Source organism: Pantoea deleyi (genome assembly GCF_022647325.1).
Lineage (GTDB): Bacteria > Pseudomonadota > Gammaproteobacteria > Enterobacterales > Enterobacteriaceae > Pantoea > Pantoea deleyi.
In genome coordinates this window covers 1,111,512-1,133,899 of the sequence record NZ_CP071405.1, presented here as the reverse complement: position 1 = coordinate 1,133,899, position 22,388 = coordinate 1,111,512, and the positions used below count along the sequence as shown (strand labels likewise).

The 22,388-nt window shown below is 59.8% G+C and carries 21 protein-coding genes; 6 read left to right on the top strand and 15 right to left on the bottom strand.

Translation table 11 applies throughout. From position 1 onward, the window contains the following. Positions 1–105 precede the first annotated feature (105 nt). From acrD to J1C59_RS05410, 4 genes are all read left to right on the top strand, one after another. Positions 106–3,222 (top strand): multidrug efflux RND transporter permease AcrD, encoded by a 3,117-nt coding sequence (acrD, locus tag J1C59_RS05425; RefSeq protein ID WP_128086338.1) that lies wholly within the window; start codon positions 106–108, stop codon positions 3,220–3,222. Positions 3,223–3,795: 573 nt separating this feature from the next. Next, entirely contained in the window at positions 3,796–4,164 is a 369-nt protein-coding gene (locus J1C59_RS05420) for an ArsC family reductase (protein WP_128086337.1), read from the top strand. A gap of 1 nt (position 4,165) precedes the next feature. Continuing rightward, positions 4,166–5,293 (top strand): succinyl-diaminopimelate desuccinylase, encoded by a 1,128-nt coding sequence (gene dapE / locus J1C59_RS05415; protein ID WP_128086336.1) that lies wholly within the window; start codon positions 4,166–4,168, stop codon positions 5,291–5,293. A 22-nt stretch (positions 5,294–5,315) separates the two neighbouring features. Continuing rightward, positions 5,316–5,504: a YpfN family protein gene (locus tag J1C59_RS05410; protein WP_009088805.1), complete on the top strand. Its 189-nt coding sequence runs from the start codon at positions 5,316–5,318 to the stop codon at positions 5,502–5,504. A gap of 33 nt (positions 5,505–5,537) precedes the next feature. Here J1C59_RS05410 and ypfH read toward each other — a convergent pair whose 3' ends face one another. From ypfH to dapA, 6 genes are all read right to left on the bottom strand, one after another. Continuing rightward, on the bottom strand, positions 5,538–6,218 hold the full coding sequence (ypfH, locus tag J1C59_RS05405; RefSeq protein ID WP_128086335.1) for an esterase: 681 nt from the start codon (positions 6,216–6,218) through the stop codon (positions 5,538–5,540). 73 nt (positions 6,219–6,291) lie between these two features. Then, positions 6,292–8,280, bottom strand: coding sequence for a tRNA(Met) cytidine acetyltransferase TmcA (locus J1C59_RS05400; RefSeq protein WP_140916986.1), 1,989 nt, complete (start codon positions 8,278–8,280; stop codon positions 6,292–6,294). After that, positions 8,280–9,146 (bottom strand): KPN_02809 family neutral zinc metallopeptidase, encoded by an 867-nt coding sequence (gene ypfJ, locus J1C59_RS05395; RefSeq protein ID WP_128086594.1) that lies wholly within the window; start codon positions 9,144–9,146, stop codon positions 8,280–8,282. Before ypfJ ends, J1C59_RS05400 begins: the two co-directional genes overlap by 1 nt. A gap of 127 nt (positions 9,147–9,273) precedes the next feature. Continuing rightward, positions 9,274–9,987, bottom strand: a complete 714-nt coding sequence (purC, locus tag J1C59_RS05390) for a phosphoribosylaminoimidazolesuccinocarboxamide synthase (RefSeq protein ID WP_128086593.1) — start codon at positions 9,985–9,987, stop codon at positions 9,274–9,276. A 145-nt stretch (positions 9,988–10,132) separates the two neighbouring features. Beyond that, a complete protein-coding gene (gene bamC / locus J1C59_RS05385) occupies positions 10,133–11,164 on the bottom strand; it encodes an outer membrane protein assembly factor BamC (protein ID WP_140916987.1) in 1,032 nt (343 codons plus the stop codon). A gap of 14 nt (positions 11,165–11,178) precedes the next feature. After that, positions 11,179–12,057 carry a 4-hydroxy-tetrahydrodipicolinate synthase gene (gene dapA, locus J1C59_RS05380; protein ID WP_128086592.1) on the bottom strand — a complete coding sequence of 293 codons (879 nt, stop codon included), beginning with the start codon at positions 12,055–12,057 and terminating at the stop codon, positions 11,179–11,181. A 143-nt stretch (positions 12,058–12,200) separates the two neighbouring features. On the opposite strand from dapA, the gene J1C59_RS05375 reads away from it, so the two are divergent. Together J1C59_RS05375 and bcp are read left to right on the top strand one after the other, a co-directional pair. After that, positions 12,201–12,782, top strand: coding sequence for a glycine cleavage system transcriptional repressor (locus J1C59_RS05375; RefSeq protein WP_128086591.1), 582 nt, complete (start codon positions 12,201–12,203; stop codon positions 12,780–12,782). Between the two features lie 155 nt (positions 12,783–12,937). Beyond that, a complete protein-coding gene (gene bcp, locus J1C59_RS05370; RefSeq protein WP_111139330.1) occupies positions 12,938–13,405 on the top strand; it encodes a thioredoxin-dependent thiol peroxidase in 468 nt (155 codons plus the stop codon). A 75-nt stretch (positions 13,406–13,480) separates the two neighbouring features. Here the strand turns inward: bcp and J1C59_RS05365 are convergent, their stop codons facing one another. The 9 genes from J1C59_RS05365 to J1C59_RS05325 all read right to left on the bottom strand — a co-directional run bounded on the left by J1C59_RS05365 (position 13,481) and on the right by J1C59_RS05325 (position 22,113). Continuing rightward, positions 13,481–15,046 (bottom strand): sensor domain-containing diguanylate cyclase, encoded by a 1,566-nt coding sequence (locus tag J1C59_RS05365; RefSeq protein WP_140916988.1) that lies wholly within the window; start codon positions 15,044–15,046, stop codon positions 13,481–13,483. A 156-nt stretch (positions 15,047–15,202) separates the two neighbouring features. Then, on the bottom strand, positions 15,203–16,033 hold the full coding sequence (locus J1C59_RS05360) for a phosphodiesterase (RefSeq protein ID WP_128086590.1): 831 nt from the start codon (positions 16,031–16,033) through the stop codon (positions 15,203–15,205). A 10-nt stretch (positions 16,034–16,043) separates the two neighbouring features. Next, entirely contained in the window at positions 16,044–17,027 is a 984-nt protein-coding gene (locus J1C59_RS05355; protein ID WP_140916989.1) for an ABC transporter ATP-binding protein, read from the bottom strand. Next, positions 17,024–17,839: an ABC transporter permease gene (locus tag J1C59_RS05350; RefSeq protein WP_128086167.1), complete on the bottom strand. Its 816-nt coding sequence runs from the start codon at positions 17,837–17,839 to the stop codon at positions 17,024–17,026. The genes J1C59_RS05355 and J1C59_RS05350 overlap by 4 nt, the downstream gene beginning before the upstream one ends. Further along, complete coding sequence (locus J1C59_RS05345; protein ID WP_128086168.1) at positions 17,836–18,714, bottom strand: ABC transporter permease; 879 nt, start codon at positions 18,712–18,714, stop codon at positions 17,836–17,838. The genes J1C59_RS05350 and J1C59_RS05345 overlap by 4 nt, the downstream gene beginning before the upstream one ends. Then, entirely contained in the window at positions 18,714–19,736 is a 1,023-nt protein-coding gene (locus J1C59_RS05340) for an ABC transporter substrate-binding protein (RefSeq protein WP_128086169.1), read from the bottom strand. The genes J1C59_RS05345 and J1C59_RS05340 overlap by 1 nt, the downstream gene beginning before the upstream one ends. Further along, positions 19,720–20,742 (bottom strand): substrate-binding domain-containing protein, encoded by a 1,023-nt coding sequence (locus J1C59_RS05335; RefSeq protein WP_128086170.1) that lies wholly within the window; start codon positions 20,740–20,742, stop codon positions 19,720–19,722. Before J1C59_RS05335 ends, J1C59_RS05340 begins: the two co-directional genes overlap by 17 nt. A 125-nt stretch (positions 20,743–20,867) precedes the next feature. Beyond that, on the bottom strand, positions 20,868–21,476 hold the full coding sequence (locus tag J1C59_RS05330; protein ID WP_128086171.1) for a DsrE family protein: 609 nt from the start codon (positions 21,474–21,476) through the stop codon (positions 20,868–20,870). A 31-nt stretch (positions 21,477–21,507) separates the two neighbouring features. Then, entirely contained in the window at positions 21,508–22,113 is a 606-nt protein-coding gene (locus J1C59_RS05325) for a DsrE family protein (RefSeq protein WP_128086172.1), read from the bottom strand. Between the last annotated feature and the right edge of the window lie 275 nt (positions 22,114–22,388).

Here is a 22,388-nt window from a genome sequence, read left to right as displayed (position 1 = left end):
AAATGGCGGAGGAGAATCGTGGCAAAGACCATCCGATTGTCTGCCAGTGCGCCCGTGGCTGGTGGGGCTGACCGAGTATAATAAGTACTGAGGAGTGTCGATTTAATGTCGAATTTCTTTATCGACCGCCCCATCTTTGCCTGGGTGCTGGCGATTCTGCTCTGTCTGTGCGGAGCCCTGTCGATCATGTCGCTGCCTGTGGAACAGTATCCCGACCTGGCGCCGCCCAACGTGCGGATCACCGCCAACTATCCGGGCGCATCAGCTCAGACGCTGGAGAATACCGTCACCCAGGTCATCGAGCAGAACATGACCGGCATCGATAATCTGATGTATATGTCTTCCAACAGCAGCAACACCGGCCAGGCGCAAATCACCCTCACCTTCCGCGCCGGCACCAATCCCGATGAAGCCCGTCAGCAGGTGCAGAATCAGCTGCAGTCGGCGCTGCGTAAACTGCCGCAGGCGGTGCAGTCGCAGGGCGTTACGGTCAACAAAACCGGCGACAGCAACATTCTGATGGTGGCCTTTGTTTCCACCGATGGCAGCATGGATAAGCAGGATATTTCCGACTATGTGGCCAGTAATATTCAGGATCCGCTGAGCCGCATCGACGGCGTGGGCCAGGTTGACGCCTACGGCTCGCAGTATGCGATGCGCATCTGGCTCGATCCCAACAAACTGATCGCCTACGCGCTGACCACCAACGACGTGGTCAGCGCCATCCAGTCACAGAACAGTCAGGTGGCCGTGGGTCAGGTCGGTGGCCTGCCGTCGGTGGAGAAGCAGGCGCTGAACGCCACGGTCAACGCCCAGTCGATGCTGCAGACGCCCGAGCAGTTCCGGGCGATTACCCTCAAAAACAATCCCGACGGTTCCGTGGTGACGCTGGGGGATGTCGCCAGCGTGGCGCTGGGTGCCGAAAAGTATGACTATCTGAGCCGCTACAACGGTCAGCCCGCCTCCGGTCTGGGGGTGAAGCTCGCCTCCGGTGCCAACGAGATGAACACCGACAAGCTGGTGCGGGCGCGCATCGAGGAGTTATCGCACTATTTCCCGCACGGGCTGGAAGCAAAGATTGCCTATGAAACTTCGCCGTTCGTTAAGGCGTCGATTACGGACGTGGTGAAGACGCTGCTGGAGGCGATCGTCCTGGTGTTTGGCGTAATGTACCTGTTTATGCAGAACTTCCGCGCCACCCTGATCCCGACAATCGCGGTGCCGGTGGTGCTGTTCGGCACCTTCAGCGTGCTCTACGCCTGCGGGTTCAGCATCAATACCCTGACCATGTTTGCGATGGTGCTGGCGATCGGGCTGCTGGTGGATGACGCCATCGTGGTGGTGGAGAACGTGGAACGTCTCATGCAGGAAGAGGGACTTTCGCCCCGCGCCGCCACGCGAAAATCGATGGGCCAGATTCAGGGCGCGCTGGTCGGCATCGCGCTGGTGCTCTCTGCGGTGTTTGTGCCGATGGCATTTTTCGGCGGCACCGTCGGTGCCATCTATCGTCAGTTCTCTATTACCATTGTCTCGGCGATGGTGCTGTCCGTGCTGGTGGCGATGATCCTGACCCCGGCGCTGTGCGCCACGCTGCTGAAACCGGTCGCCCAGGGCGAGCCGCACGCGCGGCGCGGCTTCTTCGGCTGGTTTAACCGTCACTTCAATCGCAATGCAGACCGCTATGAGCGCGGCGTGGCGGCGCTGCTGCGCCGGGGCGGGCGCTGGCTGCTGCTCTATCTCGCCCTTATCGGCCTGATGGCCTTCCTGTTTCTGCGTCTGCCCACCTCATTTCTGCCGCTGGAGGATCGCGGGGTCTTCCTGACGCAGGTTCAGCTTCCGGCAGGAGCCACGCTTGAGCAGACGGCCAGCGTGGTGGCGAAGGTCGAGCACTACTACCTGACCGAGGAGAAGGCCAACGTGCTGTCGGTCTTCGCCACCATCGGGGCCGGTCCGGGTGGCAATGGACAGAACGTGGCGCGCCTGTTTGTGCGGCTGAAGGACTGGGAAGCGCGGCCTGGCGCCGATCGCACCTCTTTCGCGATTATCGAACGCGCGACCCGCGCGTTTCAGAAGATCACCGAGGCGCGGGTGATTGCCAGCAGCCCGCCCGCGATCACCGGCATGGGCAGCAGCTCCGGCTTCGATCTGCAACTGCAGGATCATGCAGGCATCGGCCACACTCAGCTGATGGCGATGCGCGATCGGCTGCTGGAGATGGCCGGTAACGACAAGGCGCTGTCGCGGGTGCGTCACAATGGCCTTGATGACAGCCCGCAGCTGCAGATTGATGTGGATGCCCGTAAAGCGCAGGCGCTGGGCGTGTCGCTGGATACCATCAACGACACCCTGACCACCGCCTGGGGCTCCAGTTACGTCAACGACTTCCTGGATCGCGGCCGGGTGAAGAAGGTCTATGTGCAGGCCGCCGCCGAATTCCGCATGCTGCCGGATGACATCAACAAATGGTATGTGCGCAACAGCAGCGGCGGAATGGTGCCCTTCTCCGCCTTCGCCACCAGCCGCTGGGAGACCGGCTCACCGCGGCTTGAACGCTACAACGGCTACTCCTCGCTGGAGATCGTCGGTGAAGCGGCCAGCGGCGTCAGCAGCGGCACGGCGATGGATGAGATGGAGAAGCTGGTGAATGCCCTGCCGCTGGGCGTCGGGTTCCAGTGGACCGGTGCCTCCTATCAGGAGCGGCTCTCCGGCTCCCAGGCGCCGGCACTCTATGCGATCTCACTGCTGGTGGTGTTCCTCTGCCTGGCCGCACTGTATGAGAGCTGGTCGATCCCCTTCTCGGTGATGCTGGTGGTGCCGCTGGGAGTCGTCGGCGCGCTGATTGCCACCTGGCTGCGCGGGCTGGAGAACGATGTCTACTTCCAGGTTGGCCTGCTGACGGTGGTGGGCCTCTCCGCCAAAAACGCCATCCTGATCGTGGAATTTGCCAACGAAATTAACAGCAAAGGCCGGGAGCTGGTGGACGCGACGCTGGAGGCATCGCGTCAGCGCCTGCGGCCGATTCTGATGACCTCACTGGCCTTTATCTTCGGGGTGCTGCCGATGGCCATCAGCAGCGGTGCAGGCTCCGGCAGTCAGCATGCCGTGGGAACCGGGGTAATGGGCGGGATGATCTCAGCCACCCTGCTGGCGATCTTCTTTGTGCCGCTGTTCTTTGTACTGGTCCGTCGGCGTTTCCCGCTGAAAGAGAAGCCGCACGACTAGCATCCAATAAAAAGCGGCCACTGACATCAGTGACCGCCTTGTTTCTGTGTGTGGTAAGAATTCCAGCAAGCGGGATGATCCTGCTTTTACGAGGCGGATTACCTGTTACGTAACATCGCTTCGATAAATTCTTTCCAGGTTCCCATTTCGGTGTCAATCATAATGCCCTCTCTTATTGTGATGGCAATGTTACGCCTTTTTTTTAAACAGGTGAATACGGTTACACCTGTTAAAACTATCGGCAGCGGGTCGAAAAACATGAATATTGCTGATTCTGTAAGCTGACGCACAGTTCAGCAACCGACTGAGCAGGCTCAGGTTAATTTTTTTTAAGCCCAGCGGTAGACGATTTTATCAGCATAGCGAAATTCTTAATCCGGCAATGATGAGCAGCATAATGATTACAGATAAAATTGATAGCGTTTACCTGCGGAGAAATGGCGCGTGGTCGCCGGTTGATTCAGGGCCGTTTCCCGCGCCCGCGCAGATGCCGCAACGGATCACACTATGCTAAACTCGCGCTCTGGCTGCTTTTTTCAGCTTAACGCTCAACATGACAATAAGGATCAGGCGATGTGCACGCAGTGGGTGATGTTCGGGATTAAAAATTGCGACACCATAAAAAAAGCCCGGCGTTTTTTAACGGCGGCGGGTATCGACTATCACTTTCACGATTACCGTGCCGATGGCCTGAGCGAAGCCCTGCTGCAGGAATTTATCGATGCGCTGGGCTATGAGGCGCTGCTCAACACCCGCGGCACCACCTGGCGCAAACTGCCTGAGGCTGAGCGTGAAGCCGTCACCGACGCCAGCAGCGCCCGCACGCTGATGCTGGCCCATCCCGCCATGATTAAGCGTCCACTGTTGCGCGCTCCGGATGGCACCCTGCTCGCCGGTTTCAGCGAAGCCACCTATCAGAATGCTATCCAGGAGAAGTCATAATATGTTTTGCCCGGTCATTGAGCTGACGCAGCAGCTTATTCGTCGCCCCTCTCTCAGCCCCGATGATGCCGGCTGTCAGGCTCTGCTGATCGCCCGTCTTGAAGCCATTGGCTTTAAGATCGAAACCATGAACATCGACGACACCCTGAACTTCTGGGCCACCCGTGGCGAAGGGGAAACGCTGGCATTTGCCGGTCACACCGATGTGGTGCCGCCGGGCGATGCCAGCCGCTGGATCAATCCTCCGTTTGAACCCACCATCCGCGACGGCATGCTGTTTGGTCGCGGCGCGGCCGACATGAAAGGGTCGCTGGCGGCGATGGTCGTTGCGGCCGAACGCTTTGTGGCGGCGCGTCCGCATCACAGAGGACGCCTTGCCTTTATGATCACCTCGGATGAAGAGGCCAGCGGAGCCAACGGCACGGTGAAGGTGGTGGAACGGCTGATGGCGCGCCGGGAACGGCTCGACTACTGCCTGGTCGGTGAGCCTTCCAGCACCGAGGTCGTCGGTGATGTGGTGAAGAATGGCCGTCGCGGCTCCATCACCGCCAACCTGACCCTGCACGGCGTGCAGGGTCACGTCGCCTATCCGCACCTGGCGGATAACCCGGTGCACCGCGCAATGCCTGCGCTGAATGAGCTGGTGGCGACCGAGTGGGATCAGGGGAATGAGTTCTTCCCGGCGACCAGCATGCAGATTGCCAACGTACAGGCGGGCACCGGCAGCAATAACGTGATCCCCGGCGAGCTGTTTGTGCAGTTTAACTTCCGCTTCAGCACCGAACTGACCGATGAACTGATCCGTCAGCGGGTCGCAGAGCTGCTGGATCGTCACCAGCTGCGTTACACCATTGAGTGGAAACTCTCCGGTCAGCCCTTCCTGACCGCACGCGGTAAGCTGGTTGATGCCGTCGTGAAAGCCGTAGCACACTATAATGAAATTAAGCCGCAGCTGCTGACCACGGGCGGCACCTCCGATGGCCGCTTTATCGCCCGGATGGGTGCGCAGGTGGTGGAGCTGGGGCCGGTGAATGCCACCATTCATAAAATCAATGAGTGTGTGAAAGCCTCCGACCTGCAGATGCTGAGCCGGATGTACCAGCGCATCATGGAACAACTGATCGCCTGACGGCGGTGTAAAGGAGCAGCAAATGGAATTTATTAAAGATTACTGGTGGATCCTGGTGATCCTGCTGATGGTTGGCGTGCTGATGAACGTCTATAAAGATCTGAAACGCATCGACCACAAAAAGTTTATGGACAACAAACCGGATCTGCCGCCGCATCGTGATTTCAACGATAAGTGGGATGACGAAGACGACTGGCCGAAGAAGAAGTAAATGAAAAAAGCCCCTGTCATGCAGGGGCTTTTTTTACATCATCGCGATCACGTCATCTTCGCCGGGTTTTGCGCCGCTCAGCGCCTCATCGAAGTAGCGTTTCGGCACCGTATAACGCAGATGGTTAAGCGCCAGTTCCATGCTGCGATGGTCGATAGCGTGGCCCAGATCCTCAACGATATCCAGCGTCACATCGCCGCCGCGGGCGATCAGGCGCTGCTCCGCCTGCTGTGCATGATGTGGCGGGATCTGCTCATCGTAATCCCCGTGGATCAGATGGACGGTGGTGCGGGTGCTGGCCTTTTCCGGCAGCGTAATGAACCGCCCGTTAAAGATCACCGCGCGACTCGCCAGATCGGCATGCGCCTTGACCCCTTCCAGCACCATCGTGCCGCCCTGCGAAAAGCCGATTAAGGCGGTCGCCTCCGGCCTTACGCCACTCTTTTTCTGCCAGTGACGCACCGACTCGACGAATTGCGGCATCGCCGCATCCACCCGCTGCTGGACGGTCTGATCGTGCAGGTCCGTTTCGCCAAACCACTGACGCACTGCGCCCGGCGAGCCGACGGAGACCACCAGCGCATCCGGAAAAGTCCGGGCAAACCAGCTGCCGATTTCACCCATTGAGTCGGGGTTATCGCCGACGCCGTGGTAGAGCAGAAACAGCTGAGCGGTGGTGGCTGGCTGTTGAACGATTACATATTTCAGTGTCATGTTGACCTCCTGAAGCCACTCTACGCCGCCTGACGCAAAATGATATGGGGAATATTTGAACCCGCTGGTCGAATTATTTCAACGGCAGGCAGAGCCGCTCCGCCGTTACGCCCAGGGCATGGAGTCCGGCTGCAGCGCGCTGGCGCAGCACTGCTGTCAGCGCTTTGCGTCCGCTGACGCCCGCCTGCTGAGCCAGCGGGCTGAGCGCGTCGGGAGTGTATACCGCCGCCGCCAGCAGCGGGTCAGGCGCGGCTGCAGCCTCCACCAGACGCTGCAGCGCCGGCAGGCTCGCCTCCAGTGGCCGCTGCGCCCAGGCAAAACCGGCGGCCAGCTGAATATCCTGGTCGCTCAGGCCGTCGTCCGCGACCGCGTCCAGCGCCAGTTCCAGATCAATATAGTGCCGCATCCGTGGCCAGTCGCGTGCCAGCTGCGCGGCTGCGCGGCGCTGCAACGCCTCACCCGCTGCCGAGCAGGGCCGCATCGCCATCGCGGCATAGCAGCCGCTGCTGGCTTCGCGCTGGGTACCTATCCGCACCAGCGTAAAACCACAGGCACGCCAGAAGGCCCAGAGTGATTGAGTGTAGCCGAAGCTGACGGAAAGATAGTCATGCCCGGCGGCCGCGCTGGCGGCAGCGGCCACCAGCTGCTGTCCGATGCCCTGACGACGGCTCTCCGCCGCCACGGCAATGCGGCTGATCCGCAGCGACCGCAGGGTCGCCGCCTCCGTCAGTCCCGCGTGCGCCGCCAGCGACTGCGCCACCAGATTGCCACGGGGTCGCCGGGTACCCGCCCAGACGGCCTGCGCCAGATCCGGCTTAAGTCCGCCCTCCTCCACCAGCCAGAGCGCGCCCTGCAGGGCTGACAGCGCGCCAGCACACCACAACTGCATACCGGGCGCATCCAGCAGGCGACGCAGATCGAGCGGCGAGGTGCGATAGTGAGCGCTGGTGAGCAGACGGTAAGCGGCCTCCAGCGCGCTGAAATCCTCCTGTGCGACCCGCTGCGGCGCGACCGGCGCGGCGGATGTGGGTTCGATCGCCGCCGCATCCTCAAACAGCAGCGCCTGGTTCAGCCACTGCTCCAGCGGGTCGGCACGCGACCAGCGCAGAGGCTCATCCAGCGTGAAAGAGTGCAGGTTCTCGAGCCCGGCGCAGAATTTCAGGATGAAGCCGCGCCCGCTGCCTTCGTAACCCTGGACAGTGGTCGTCAGCAGAACGCGGGGATAGCGGCTCACCAGCGCCTGCAGCAGCGGCGCCGGGATGGCCGCGGCCTCATCCACAATCAGCCACGCCGCTGAGGGCGGCGTTTCCAGCGCCAGCAGCGCATCCGGTGCCATGAAATGAAACGCCTCCGCCGCAAAGGCCGCCAGCACCGTGACAGAGGCTCTGGCGGGCGCCGTGACCAGACAGGTGCCCGCCTGACGCGCCAGCATCCCCGCCAGCGCCGATTTGCCGCGGCCCCGCGCCGCGGTCAGTACCGCCACACCCGAGGGCATCGCCATTAGCTGATCGAGTATCGCCCGCTGCTGCTGCGGTGCCTGGCAGTGCCATTGCGGCCACGCGGTTCGGGGCGGAAACCGGCAGGGCTGATGCTGACGCACCAGCACGACCTGGTCATCCGCTGTGATGCACTGTTGCAGATGGTGAACGAAATGTGGCGTGGCGATAGGGTCGGCGACATCCGCCCAGCGCAGGCTGTCATCATCGGGCTGTTGCGCCCAGCGATCCCAGGGCGGCACCATGAGCAGGAGCCAGCTCCCGGCGGTGAGTGTACCGGCCAGCGCTGCAAACGCCTCGGCGTGAAAACCGTGGCGGGCGTCGAACAGGGCATGACGAAACTCACGGCCAAGCAGCGTGCGAACCGCCGCAGGCGGTATGTGCAGAGCCGGTGCGTCAGTCATATCCGTAAACGGCGGTGCCGGACTGACGGTCGGCCAGTCACCCGCGAGCGTGTTACGCCACCCGGCCGCCTGTGATAAACACCAGGCCGGGTCGCCGCTGATCACCGCCAGACGACGCACACCGGCCTGTTCCATCTCCTGCGTCAGATGCTGCAGAGGCATCAGTTGCTGGCGAAGGTGTCGCACTGTCCCGGATTGCCACCGTCAAATCCGCGCTTGAACCAGGTGTAGCGCTGCTCTGAGGTGCCGTGGGTGAAGCTGTCCGGCACGACGCGGCCCTGACCTTTCTGCTGCAGACGGTCATCACCAATCGCCTCGGCGGCATTCAGTGCTTCCTGCAGGTCGCCCGCTTCAAGAATATTCTGCTGCTGCATGTAGTGTCCCCAGACACCGGCAAAACAGTCTGCCTGCAGCTCCATCTTCACAGAGAGCTGGTTCACCTGTTTCTGACTGGCGCCCTGCTGCATCTCACGCACTTTCGGTTCGATACCCAGCAGCTTCTGAACATGATGGCCCACCTCATGCGCGATGACATAGCCCTGCGCAAAGTCGCCGCCCGCGCCGAGTTTGGTTTTCATCTCGTCATAGAAAGAGAGGTCGATGTAGACGGTCTGATCGGCAGGACAGTAGAACGGCCCCATCACCGACTGCCCGGTGCCGCAGCCGGTACGGGTTGCGCCGCGGTACATCACCAGCTTCGGCGCGACATACTGCCTGTTCATCTGCTGGAACAGTTTGTCCCAGGTATCTTCGGTGGTCGCCAGAATCACTTTGGTGAATTTTGCGGCCTCTTCATCATTGGCGCTGACGTTGCGCGTCTGCTGCTGGCTGGTCGGTGCCACGTCGCCCCCCGTCAGCAGCGCGGTCAGGTCGTAGCCATAATAACCGGCGACGGCCACCACAATCAGCAGCACAATGCCGCCCTTGCCACGCGGCAGACGGATCTGGCGGCCTCCGCCTCCAAAACCGGACGACTGACCACGACGGTCCTCTACATTGTCGCTTTCGCGACGCCCTTGCCAGCGCATGCTGTATTCCCTCAGACATTTTCAGATGGCATGATTTTAGTTGTGTGACGACGCAATCACCAGCTTTACGCCAAAATGAAAAAAGGAGAGCCGTGGCTCTCCTTATGCTGCGCGGCGGCGGACAGACTCAGTCGAGTGTGACGCCCAGTCGCTGCGCGACCGCTTCATAAGCTTCCACCACGCCACCGAGGCTCTGACGGAAACGGTCTTTGTCCATCTTGTCGAGCGTCTCTTTGTCCCACAGGCGGGCGCCGTCTGGCGAGAACTCATCGCCCAGCGTTACTTCGCCGTTGAACAGGCCGAACTCCAGCTTAAAGTCGACCAGAATCAGACCCGCATCGTCGAACAGTTTGCTCAGCACATCGTTAGCTTTAAAGGTCAGCTCCTGCATACGCGCCAGGTTCTGTTTGCTGACCCAGCCAAAGGTTTCGCAGTAGGATTCGTTGACCATCGGGTCGTGCTTTGCATCATCCTTCAGGAAAAGATCAAACAGCGGCGGATTAAGCACCATCCCCTCTTCCACGCCCAGACGTTTTACCAGCGAGCCTGCGGCGCGGTTGCGGACCACGCACTCCACCGGCACCATCTCCAGCTTCTTCACCAGCGCTTCGTTATCCGACAGCAGCGCTTCCATCTGGGTCGGGATCCCCGCTTCCTGCAATTTGGTCATGATGAAGTGGTTAAACTTGTTGTTAACCATTCCCTTGCGATCAAACTGCTCGATTCGGGCGCCATCACCTGCTGACGTATCGTTGCGGAATTCGAGTATCAGCAGATCCGGGTTATCGGTGCTGTATACGGTTTTCGCTTTACCGCGATACAACTCAGCTCGCTTTTGCATCTTGTTCACTCCAGACTTGAAATAACGGGTGGTCAGCGGCCAGTGCCGCTGCGGCGATTGCCTTGACGCAATCGTTTACTTCGCCGCGCGCTATTATGCCAAAAACAAAAAAAAAAGGCCGGAGAATCTCCGGCCTGAGGCAACTTTATTTGTTCAGCGCCGCCTGGAACACGGCCACCAGCGCATCATTCTGCGACTGGGTCAGCACATGCCCTTTCGGGTCGATGAATTGCAGGCTGGTGCGGTTGTCGAGATCGCCGACCTGTACCTTGTAATCGCCATTGGGCAATTCCGGATCTTTCGCGCCAATCGCATCCCAGTCGCTGCTGCTCAGTGACTTATAGGTCACCTTCATGCTGCCGGTTGAGCGGGTGGTATCCGTCACCTCCATACCGACACGCTTCATCGCGTCCGGCAGACGCTGCCAGGCCACGTTGTACGGCGTGCGCAGGATCAGCATCGGCAGGCCGGTATCATCGGCACCGCTCTGCACGTCAATCGATCCGGTCACGCGGCCGGAGGCGGCGTTTTCGCTGGCCGTTTCGATCTTATCCATACCGGTACTGATGTCGTTCAGCATCTGCGCGGTGTAACGCTGGATCTGCACCGGTGAGGTAACCGTTTTACCCGCCTGCTGCAGCTCCAGCAGACGCACGGTCACCTGCTGCTGATAGCTCTGCGACTGCACGCTGATCTGGTAACGCCCCCGGTACTGCTGATCTTCATCGGCGCGGTTCCACTGCACCCAGTCGGTTGTCAGCTGCTGGCCGGCGTCATTGCGTGAAGCGATAGGGAACTTGTAAGACTGCACGACGTTAACCAGCTGAGGCCAGACTGAACCACGGCTGTTTTCAATCATCAGGGCGCCGCTGTTGTTGCTGAACTGTGCGCGGGTGCCGTTCATCAGCGCCAGCGGCTGGGCGGGCGGACGAATGTCGAGCTGTTTGCCGACGGGCGCCTGGCTGGCAGTGCGCGGCACGTCGTAGTCACCGCGCTGCACCGGCAGGATCATACCGGCAGGCGCTTTGAGTTCACTCAACTGGCTGGCTTCAAGATAAGATTCGTCGCCGCTGACCTGGCGCTTATAACGCTGATCGCTGGAACAGGCCGACAACAGCATCAGAGTAGAAAGCCCCACTACTGTGGCTACTGTTGACCGCTTTACTGAGTAATTCATTCAAACTCCCTAAATTATCGCAAACCCGCTTTCACCAGCGCCTGCTCCACTTTCGGCTGGCCGGCTGCAGTCAGTGGCGTCATAGGCAGACGCAGCGTGTCGTTAGCGATTAATCCTAGCTGTTTCGCAGCCCATTTCACCGGGATAGGATTGGGTTCACAGAAAAGCATCTGGTGCAGGTGCATCAGACGCTGATTCAGGCGGCGAGCCTCGACGAAATTGCCCTGCTGTGCGAGTTGACACAGTTCAGCCATTTCGCGCGCAGCCACGTTTGCCGTCACCGAAATGACGCCTTTGCCGCCCAGTTGCATAAAGTCCAGTGCAGTCGCGTCATCGCCACTGACCAGAATGAAATCGTCATCAACCAGCTCTTGGATCTGACTAACCCGCGATAAGTTCCCGGTCGCCTCTTTGATTCCGATAATATTTTTGATTTCGGCCAGGCGGGCGACGGTTTCCGGCAGCATGTCACACCCGGTGCGCGAAGGCACGTTGTAGAGCATCTGCGGCAGGCTGGTGCTGTTGGCAATGGCTTTAAAGTGCTGGAACAACCCTTCCTGAGTCGGACGGTTATAATAGGGCGTGACGGTCAGGCAGCCCACCACACCGGAATTTTCAAAACGCTTCGTCAGAGAGATGCCTTCGGCAGTAGCGTTAGCGCCGGTTCCGGCAATGACCGGAATACGGCCATCGGCCAGCTCCAGGGTCAGCATCACCACGTCACCATGTTCTTCATGGCTCAGAGTAGCAGATTCGCCTGTGGTGCCCACGGAAACGATCGCCGCGGTGCCGCTGGCGACATGATAATCAATCAGTTTTTTCAGACTCGACCGGCAGACATTACCGCTGTCATCCATTGGCGTAACGAGTGCAACAATACTTCCCGTAAACATTGGCGATCCCCTCGACAAACAAGTGCTTCATGGTACGTTTTACACTTAGGGAAAAGCAAGCCAGCCACGCTATTCCCGCGCTTGTCAGCAGTTTTTTTTATGTTTACCTTATGGTTATTAGCGAAAGCAGAGGAAAAGCCATTTTGTCGCCATCTCAGCCCCATCATCTGGTGATCACCGCCCTTGGTGTTGACCGTCCGGGTATCGTCAACACCATTACCCGACACGTCAGCAGCTGCGGTTGCAATATCGAAGATAGCCGTCTTGCCATGCTTGGGGATGAGTTCACCTTTATTATGCTGCTGTCGGGCAGCTGGAACGCCATTACGCTGATCGAGTCGACGCTGCCGCTGAAAGGCGCCGAGCTGGAGCTGCTGATCGTGATGAAGCGCACCAATGCCCGGCTGCGTCCGCCGATGCCGGACACGGCGTTTATTCAGGTTGAGGTTGCCGATTCACCGCATACCATTGAACGCTTTACCGATCTGATCGATAAACATCAGATGAATGTGGCGGAGCTGGTGTCGCGCATTACGCCTGCGCAGCAGGATTTGCCGCCGACGCTCTATATTCAAATGACAGCCCACAGTCCGACGCGGACCAGCGGCACAACGTTCGAGCAGGCGTTTAATGCGCTCTGTCAGGAGCTGAATGCCAGGGGGTCACTGCGCCTCTATAGCGCCTCCGACGCCGACAACAGCGAATCGGTCAGCGCGGTACGCTAAGCCTGGGTCTGTAAGCCGGAGTTATTTCTCCACATTACTGGCGGCTGAGCACGCGGCTATGTGGTGAAATACCCCCTGAAGGTTATTTTGCCTCTGGCCGTTTCTGGCCGGATAGTGTATTACCCACAGCCTGAATAAAAAAATGGAGAGATGTGATGAATCCACTGAAAGCCGGAGATACCGCACCCGCATTTAGCCTGCCCGATCAGGATGGCGAACACGTGAATCTGACCGACTTCCAGGGACAGCGCGTTCTGGTCTACTTCTACCCGAAGGCGATGACACCGGGCTGCACCGTGCAGGCGTGCGGTCTGCGTGACAATATGGATGAGTTGAAGAAAGCGGGCGTGGAAGTGCTGGGTATCAGCACTGACAAACCAGAAAAACTGTCACGCTTTGCTGAGAAAGAGCTGCTGAACTTTACCCTGCTCTCAGATGAAAATCATGAAGTCTGCCAGGCGTTTGGCGTCTGGGGTGAAAAAACCTTTATGGGCAAAACCTATGACGGTATTCATCGCATCAGCTTCCTGGTTGACGCTGAAGGCAAGGTTGAAAAAGTCTTTGATAACTTTAAAACCTCGAATCATCACGACATGGTGCTGGAGTACGTTAAGTCAGCCTGATGTTCAGGGGCGCGGTCGCTCTGTCGCCGCGCCCTGCCTGCCTCACGTGCTGCCCCTCTCATCACAGCCCGACGTTTATGACGCTGCAACAATCACACAGTTGCGTCCGGCATTTTTTGCCTGATAGAGCGCCGCATCCGCCTGTTTCAGGCTGCCTTCCAGCCCGCCTTCCGCAGACCCGTTCCAGGCCGCCACGCCGATAGAGAGGGTGATCCTGCCGACATCGGTGAGCCACGCTTCAGCGATGCCGAGCCGCACGCGCTCTGCGATAATCTGCGCCTCGTCCAGTGACGTTCCCGGCAGCAGCATCAGGAACTCCTCTCCGCCGTTGCGACACACCACATCCGACTGACGGGCGCTGGCACGCAGCGTGCTCGCCACCTGCTGAATGACTCTATCGCCCACGTCGTGACCCCAGCTGTCATTCACGTTCTTGAAGTGATCGATATCCAGCGCCAGCACCGCAAACGGCTGACGCAGCGTGCGATAGTACTCCAGCACGGCGTTAAGCCCCCGGCGATTCAGCAGCTGGGTCAGCGGATCGGTCTGCGCTTCTGAGTTAAGACGGCCGATTTTATCCTGCACCAGCCCGATGCCGGTGAGCAGTGCCCGCTTAACCTGCGCCGCCTCGAAATACCATGCGGTGATGCCGCCAATCTCTTTAGAAACCCCCTGCGCATCCATCCGGCTGGCTTTGCGGGCCAGCTGGAAAAGCGGACGGGCAATCAGCCGTGCCAGCACCACGGCGACCAGCAGGGTCAGCAGTGCAAAGGGCACCGAGTTTTTCAGGACTTTCATTAACAGCCCCGAAAGCGGATTCAGCGTGATGTTGATGGGCTTCAGCGCCACCACCGTCCAGCCGGTGGTCGGCACCACTGCAAAGCCAGCCAGCTGCATGGCGTCCCCGGACCCGTCGATTATCAGCGAACCGTTGGTCTGCTCGTCACGCGGGCTGACGATGGCGGGCAGAATTTTGCCAATCAGCTGACGATTCTGGTGATAGAGCACCTCGTTATTGCTGTCGAGCACATACACCGTGGTGCCATCCCGATAGAACTGCTCACCCAGCAGCGCGTTCAGAATGCTTTTTTTCTTCAGATAGATCGTACCGCCGACATAGCCGAGGTAGTCGCCCTCGGCACTCCAGATGGGCCAGGAGACAAACACCAGCAGATTATTAGCGGCAGAAAGCGTCGGTTTACTGATGATGGGCTGCCGCAGGGTCAGCGCCTCACGCGAGGCGTCGCTGGTCAGGTGCATGCCCTGCAACGTCAGGGACTCCGGCGAAATCGCTTTGACTATCCCCTGCGCATCCACCACCGCCACCGAGTTGAAACTGGCGGTCTGTTCGCGCAGGCGGTTAACCTCGCTCTTCAGCAGCGCATCATTGTTAAAGTCGCGGCTCAGCTGATTGGCGCTGTAGTGGAGCTGGGACTGTGCCAGCTGAAAGAAGATTTCGCTGGTCGAGGCCAGCTTGGCGGCATAGGCGCGGTTCGCTTCGAGCGTGGTATCGATGAGCACCTGCCGCTGGACCCGCCAGGTGGCGTAGAGCGTGTTTGCCAGCGTGATGACAATGCTGACAATCACCAGCAGGGCGATCAGATTGCGCAAATCGGCTTTGAGCCGAAAGAGCTTTAGCATGGCGTCGCCGCCCTGAAGAAGAGTGTCATGTCCTGAATGCCTGATTATTTTATTGTGTCATAAGCCCTGAGATCCGGGCTTAAGTTTACACGGTGTCACCCTTTTTGAGCAGCATTAAGACAAATTTACCCCCTGTGAATGCAGATCTGGCTGGCCCTAATCAATTAATCCCTGGCTGTCGTAAAAGGGCCAGGGGCCGGAAAAGTTCCCAATCGCGCACTGATGCGTGACCATGCCCTGACCGGGCTGCCAGCAGTGCAGTAAGAAGCCAGGCGGCTCCAGAATAAAGTGAGCCGGTCCGTCGGGATGCAGATCCAGCGCCACCTGATGCGACACGCCAGGCGCGACACAGGCCAGAGTGCCGCCAAAACGGGTCTGCAGACTGCGGTGCAGATGACCGCAGAGCACCCGCTCAACATGGGGATGGCGGGCGACGATCGCCTCAAGGGCGTCGGGGTGACGTAATCGCTGTCGATCCATATGCGCGATGCCGCAGGCAAACGGCGGATGATGCAGCATCACCAGCGTCGGCTCATCCGCGGCCGCGCTCAGGGCGTGATCCAGCCACTCCAGTTGCTGCGCATCCAGCTCCCCCCACGGCTGCTGCGGCACGCTGGAGTCCAGCGCCAGCAGCCTGACGCCGCCGACGCGAAGCTGCCAGTTCAGGGTCGGCCCCGACTGCAGATAGGGGTGATCCGGGAAGGCGGCACGCAGCGCCTCGCGGTCGTCGTGATTGCCCGCCATCAGATAAACGGGCAGCTGCAGGCGCTGCAGCGCGGCGCGCAGCGTCTGATACTCTTCCGGCCGGCCAAAATCGACAAGATCGCCGGTGACCACCACCACATCGGGGCGCGGTCGCAGCGCATTAAGCGTGTCGATCACCTGCAGTAAGGCCGTATGCGTATCGACCTGTCGGTAAGAGAGACGGCCATTGGCCTTGATATGCAGATCGCTGATTTGCGCGATCACGGTGGGCTGATGTGACACAACGGACTCCTTAACAGCTGAATTCCAGCGCGGCCTGACGGGTCAGCGACCAGCTGATGCGCTGCCCCGCCTGCCAGATTTCGCGGGCATGACGTTCTACCTGGATAGGCTTATCCAGACCGATATCGATCATCAGGCGCTGCGAAGCGCCGAGAAACGTGCTGCCGACAATCACGCCGCGCTGCGGATAGCGGCTCTCGTCGGCCAGCAGGATCTCTTCCGGGCGACAGAAACGCAGCGGCTGCCCCTGGGGATCGTGTGCGATGCAGTTAATGGCCCCCACAAAGTCGGCCACAAAGCGGGAGGCCGGGCGCTGATAGATCGCCTGCGGGGTATCGAGCTGCACCAGACGGCCCTGCTCCATGACCGCGATGCGATCGCCCAGCGCCATCGCCTCCTGCTGATCGTGCGTGACGTAGACGGCGGTGATGGCCAGCCGCTTGAGCAGCGCGCCGATCTCCAGCCGCAGCCGATCGCGCAGCCTGGCGTCAAGCGCCGCCAGCGGCTCATCAAACAGCAGCACTTTAGGCCGGGCGGCCAGCGCACGGGCCAGCGCCACCCGCTGCTTCTGTCCGCCGGACAATTTATCGATAGCCCGATGTGACAGATGGGTCAGATCCACCAGCGCCAGCATCTCTGCGACCCGCGCCTCACGCTCAGCACGCGGCACACCCTGCACCTTCAGGCCATAGGCGACGTTCTGCGCCACATTGAGCGTCGGGAAGAGCGCGTAGTTCTGGAACACCATGCCGACATTGCGTTTCTCGATCGGCAGCGCCGTGACGTTTCGCTGATCAAACCAGATCTCACCCGGCGGATCGCTGCTTTCCAGGCCGCTGATGATACGCAGCAGCGTGGTCTTGCCGCAGCCCGACGGTCCCAGCAGCACCAGGGTTTCGCCAGCCTGAACCTGCAGATCGAGCGGGTGCAGCGCGACCTGCTGATTAAAACGACGCGAGCAGTGGCGCAGCGTCACGTTAACGGCCTCTTTCATAGGGTCTCCTCTCTCTGCTGCCGCGACGCCTGCCGTTCCAGCCAGTGATTACAGGTGTTGAGCAACAGCAGCAGCGGTAAAATCATCATGATAAAGATCAGGGTGTAGGCGGAACCGACCTCCAGCCGCATCGAGGTGTAGCTGTCGGCCAGCCCGACCGGCAGGGTTTTGGTCAGTGGCGTGTGCAGCATCCAGGTAATGTTGAACTCTCCGACCGACAGCGTGATCACCATGAACGCCCCCGCCAGGATGCCGTTGCGGCAGTTCGGGATAACCACGGTAAAGAAGCGGAACCAGAACCCCGCGCCCAGACTGGCGGCGGCCTCTTCCAGGCGCGGCAGGTCAATCGCCTGCATTACCGACAGCACCGGTCGGATCATAAAGGGCAGCGTAAAGAGCACATGGCCAATCAGAATAAAGAGCCAGCTGTCGCGCAAACCGCTGAACTGACCATAGAGCAGGATGATGCCCAGCGCGGTGGCCAGCCCGGGCAGCGCCACCGGCAGCATCAGGCACTCCTCAATGCGGGCGGCCCAGCGTGACGGCGACTTCAGTAACCCCCAGGCGGCGGGCACGCCCACGATGACCGTCACCGCCAGACAGCTCAGGGCGATCAGCAGCGACAGCCAGAACGTGTCGCCATACATCTGCCACACCTGCGCCACCCACTTCAGCGTCAGGCCGCTGCGCAGACCCACGAAATAGTTCTGCGTGACGCCCGCCAGCATGGAGAGCACGACCGGCACGATCATAAACAGCGCGGTCAGGCTGGTGATTGTCACCTGCAGATAAAAGAGTCCCCGGCGTTTCATGATGACCTCGCATTCCGGCGGGTCGCCAGTCCATTCGCCAGCATCAGCGCCAGCCAGGCGACCGCGCCCATGATGACCGAGAGTGCCGCCGCGGTGGCAAAGTTGGCGTAATTGGTGAATTCGCCGTAAATGGTCAGCGGCAGCACCGCCAGCTCAGTGCCCAGCGTAAACGCCGTGCCAAACGCCCCCATGCTGGTCGCGAAACAGAGTGCGCCACAGGAGAGCAGCGCCGGTTTCAGCCCCGGAATAATAACGTCCATGACGATGCGCCACTGGCTGGCACCCAGCGAACGCGCCGCCTCTTCCAGCGATCGATCCAGCTTCTCGCTGGCCGCCGTCAGCGTCACGATGGCGCGCGGCAGCGAAAAATAGAGATAGCCGATGAATAGGCCGCTGAGCGAATAGGCCAGGACCCAGCGCTCATGGAACATGCTGAGACTGAACTGCGCCAGCACCCCCTGTCGTCCCGCCAGCATCACCATCAGAAACCCCACCACCACGCCCGGAAAAGCCAGTGGAAAGGTCAGCAGCGCCAGCAGCGTGCCCCGGCCGGAGAAGCGGTGCCGCGCCAGAAAGCAGCCCACCACCGCCGCAATCAGCAGCGTCACCAGCGTGACCGCCGCCGAGAGCAGCACGGTGTTCAGCAGGCTGTGCAGATATTGCGGCTGGCCGATCGCCGTCCAGTAGCCGCTGCGGTGCGTGGTGCGATCTTCGGTCATCCCGATCTGCAACAGACGCGCAAACGGCAGCAGCCAGAAGGCCGCGAAGAAGATCAGCGCAGGCAGCAGCATCCACGGCCAGTTTGCCCCCAGCGGACGACGCCGGCGGCGAACCGGCCCGTCAGCGGCGGGCACGTTAAGTGCCGGCAGCGACATCAGCGGATCTCGCTCAGATAACGCGCGGAGAAGCCCTTTTGTGCCTCCGCCATCTGCTGATAATCGACCGTGTGCGCACGCGCATAGTCGCTGTCAGGCAGAAAATATTTTTTCGCCTCGGGTGACATCGCCGACGCCCGCACCGGACGCAGCCAGGCATTGGCCCAGATCGCCTGACCGGCATCGGAGAGCACGAAATCGATCACTTTTTTGCCGTTGGCCGGGTGCGGCGCGTTCTTCACCAGGCTGATGACATAGGGCACCGTAACCGTGCCTTCGCGGGGGATCACAAATGCCACATTGGCGTGATCTTTGTAGCGGGCACGATAGGCGTTGAAGTCGTAGTCGATCAGAATCGGGATTTCACCCGAAATCAGCCGCGCATAGGCCGTCTGCTTAGGCACAATCGGCTGGTTGCGCTGCAGCGCCTTGAACCAGTTAATCGCCGGTGTAAAGTCCTGCAGGCTGCCGCCCTTAGCCTGATTCACCGCGACCGCTGCGACATAGCCCACAAAGGCACTGGCCGGATCGAGGTAGCCCACCATTCCTTTATATTCGGGCTTCAGCAGATCGTCCCAGGAACGTGGCACCGGTGCGCCTCCCAGCGCATCCACATTGACCATAAAGCCCATGGTGCCGGAGTGCAGCGCCACCCATTTGCCCGCGGGATCTTTCATGCCTGCCGGGATCTCATCCCAGTTAGCGGGTTTGTAAGCGCTGACCACGTCGGCGTTAGTGGCCTGAATGCCGAAACTGACGCCGTAATAGACCACGTCAGCCACCGGATGATTTTTCTCCGCCACCAGCTGGGCCAGCGCCTGACCCGAATTTTTATTGTCCTGCGGCACCTGAATGCCGGTCGCTTTTTCGATCGCCCTGAGCTGCGTGGCCCAGTCGGCCCATTCTGGCGGGCAGTTGTAACAGATGGCGTTTTCCGCCGCCTGGGTCCAGCCACTGGCGAGCGTGCATCCGGCCAGTAGCGCAGCGCGGGCGAGATGTCGGAGATTAGCGGTGAATGTCATGTTGTTTCCCTGAAGAAGAACGATGAAATGCCGGGGCGATACTCTCCCCGAGCCGTAAATGGTGGGCCAGCCGCGCGCTCTGGCCGCCCGGATGCAGAAGCAGGTCGATGGCACGGGTGCCCATCAGCGCAATCGGCTGCACCACGCTGGCCAGTGAAGGGGTAAGCTGTTCGCCCAGCGCAATCCCGTCGAAGCCGATGACTGATAGCTGAGCCGGTACGCTGACCCCGGCACGCGCAGCCGCGCCCAGCAGGCTGATCGCCAGCAGATCGTTACTGCAGATCACCGCCGTCAGCGGCGACGGGGCGTTCATCAGCGGTTGCAGGGGCCGGAAGTCGGAGTGAATATGGCTGGGCATCTCAATCATCGCCTGCGGTGTCAGACCGGCCTGCTGCATGGCGTCGCAGTAGCCCAGATAGCGCAGGCGTGCACGGTCAGACTGCTGCATCGGGCCTGCAGCCATTACGATATGGCGGTGGCCCAGCGAGATCAGACAGGCGGTCGCCTCCGCAATCGCTTTGCGGTTATCGACGCACAGCGTGAGCCAGTCATGCTGCTGCGGCACGTTGTGGGTCAGGACAAAGGGCATTTTCGCTGCCGCCAGCGTGGGCAGCAGCGTGCTGCTATCGGCGTCTGCCACCGTCAGAACCAGACCGGCGACGCGCTGGTGCAGCATATGTTCGACGATAGCGGCTTCACGCTCGGGCTGATAATCACTGGTCGCCACCAGCAGCGCATACCCGGCCTGGCGTGCCTGCTGCTCCATCGCCTGCAGCTGCAGGGCAAAAACCGGATTGAGCAGCGAAGGCAGCAGGACGCCAAGCGTGGTGGAGTGTTGTGTACGGAGTTGACGGGCAATATGGTTCGGGCGAAAGCCGATCTCTTCTGAGACGGCCAGGACCTTCTGCAGCGTGTCGGCTTTGAGCAGGTGCGGGTCGGAAAAGGCGCGCGCAGCGGTAGCGCGGGAGACGCCTGCCAGTCGGGCTACGCGGAGTAAATCTGTCATCACTGCCTCGTTTATCGTCGATGAGATCGATCTCATTGCGACGTAAACTAGCGGCGTTTTATGACAGGGGCATCACCGTAACGTGACCGGCAGGTGACAGCGGCAGTGACGCCGCTGTCAGACGTTTACAGCATCAGGAAGGCGTAGCCGCTGTTTTCCAGCGTCGCCACGGTGGTGCCGCTGGAGATGGTGTGCGTGACCATCGGGTCGATCCAGTTGCGCTCGAGCTGATGAAACGCCACGGACTGGTCGCAGATAGTGACCTGAACGCCCGCTTTTTTCAGTTCGCTAATCAGCTTCAGGTTCGGGTTATCCACCCCGTAAGCTTTGCTGAACTGGGCATTATTCAGAGCCGAAGAGACCGCATCGCCATTAATTGAGACCACAAATTTCAGCTGGTCGAGTGGCACACCCGCCGCATAATAGAGGTTGGTGACGCGCGCCACGCGCTCCAGGCCCAGATTCGGCTTGCGGATATCCCCTTCATTATGGTTGATCTGGAAAACAATTTTATTACTCAGCCCTGCGGTGGTGCCGGGTTTAAACGCGGGCGTGTCGACATAATGTATTTTGCCGTAACCCTCAATCGCTGGCGTACTCCAGAAATCAGCGGGCTCAGTTTTATTCTCCGCCACTTTGCCGCTGACTTTGTCAAATAACGCTGGCAACTGTAAAACGTTGCCTCCGATAAATCCGGCCACGGCCGCCATCACCACTAACGCTGCTGGACGCATTCACTCTTCTCCCGGTTATTGAAAATATTCATTACATTGCCAGCCACGCGTAACCCTGATTCTGCAGGGTGGATACGGTGGTCGGACTGGAAAGCGCATGGATGACCGATTTATCAATCCAGTTATTGGGGTAGTGATGGAAGGCCACGGACTGATCGCACACCGAGACTTTCACCCCAGCCTGATTCAGCTCATTAATCAGCTTCAGGTTTGGATTTTCGATGCCGTAAAACTGTTTGAAATGGGCGTTATCCAGCATGGCCGGGGTCGCATCACCGGTGACCGAAACCACAAACTTCAGCTGATCCGCTGGCACCCCCGAGGCGATATATAAGTTCACTACACGCGCCACGCGCTCCAGCCCCAGATTAGGGGCCGTCATGGCGCCGTCGCTGCGGGTGATCTGGAAAACGATCTTATTGCTGAGGCCCGCGACCGGTTTAAACGCAGCATCAGGCTCGTAGTGAATTTTGCCGTACCCTTCAATGGCGGGTGTGCTCCAGAATCCTTCGGCTTCCTGCGGCTCGGTTGCAAAATGGCGTGAGACTTTGTCATAAATATCGCCACTCTGAGTGACAGCCGCGCCAACGACGCCGCCAGTAATGGCGATTAACGCGTATGAAACCACTGAACGCATATTACTTCTCTCCGGCAAATCAAATAATGGCTGGCAGATTCAGGACTGAATCAGGTCGGCTATCTATATCACAGCACCGGTATAATTCACGCCTGTGTAAATTCAGGTCAGCCCGCCAGTGATAACCTGCGAAAATGATTCACCGGCAGAATTAATCGAAAAGTTTCATACAAAGGAAATAAGGCTCTTGTCAGACGTGGATCTGCGCATTCAGCCTGTTATCTTACGTAGCGGCTTTCGTCATAAATAAATCGCAGCCAGGCGTAGCTGGAATT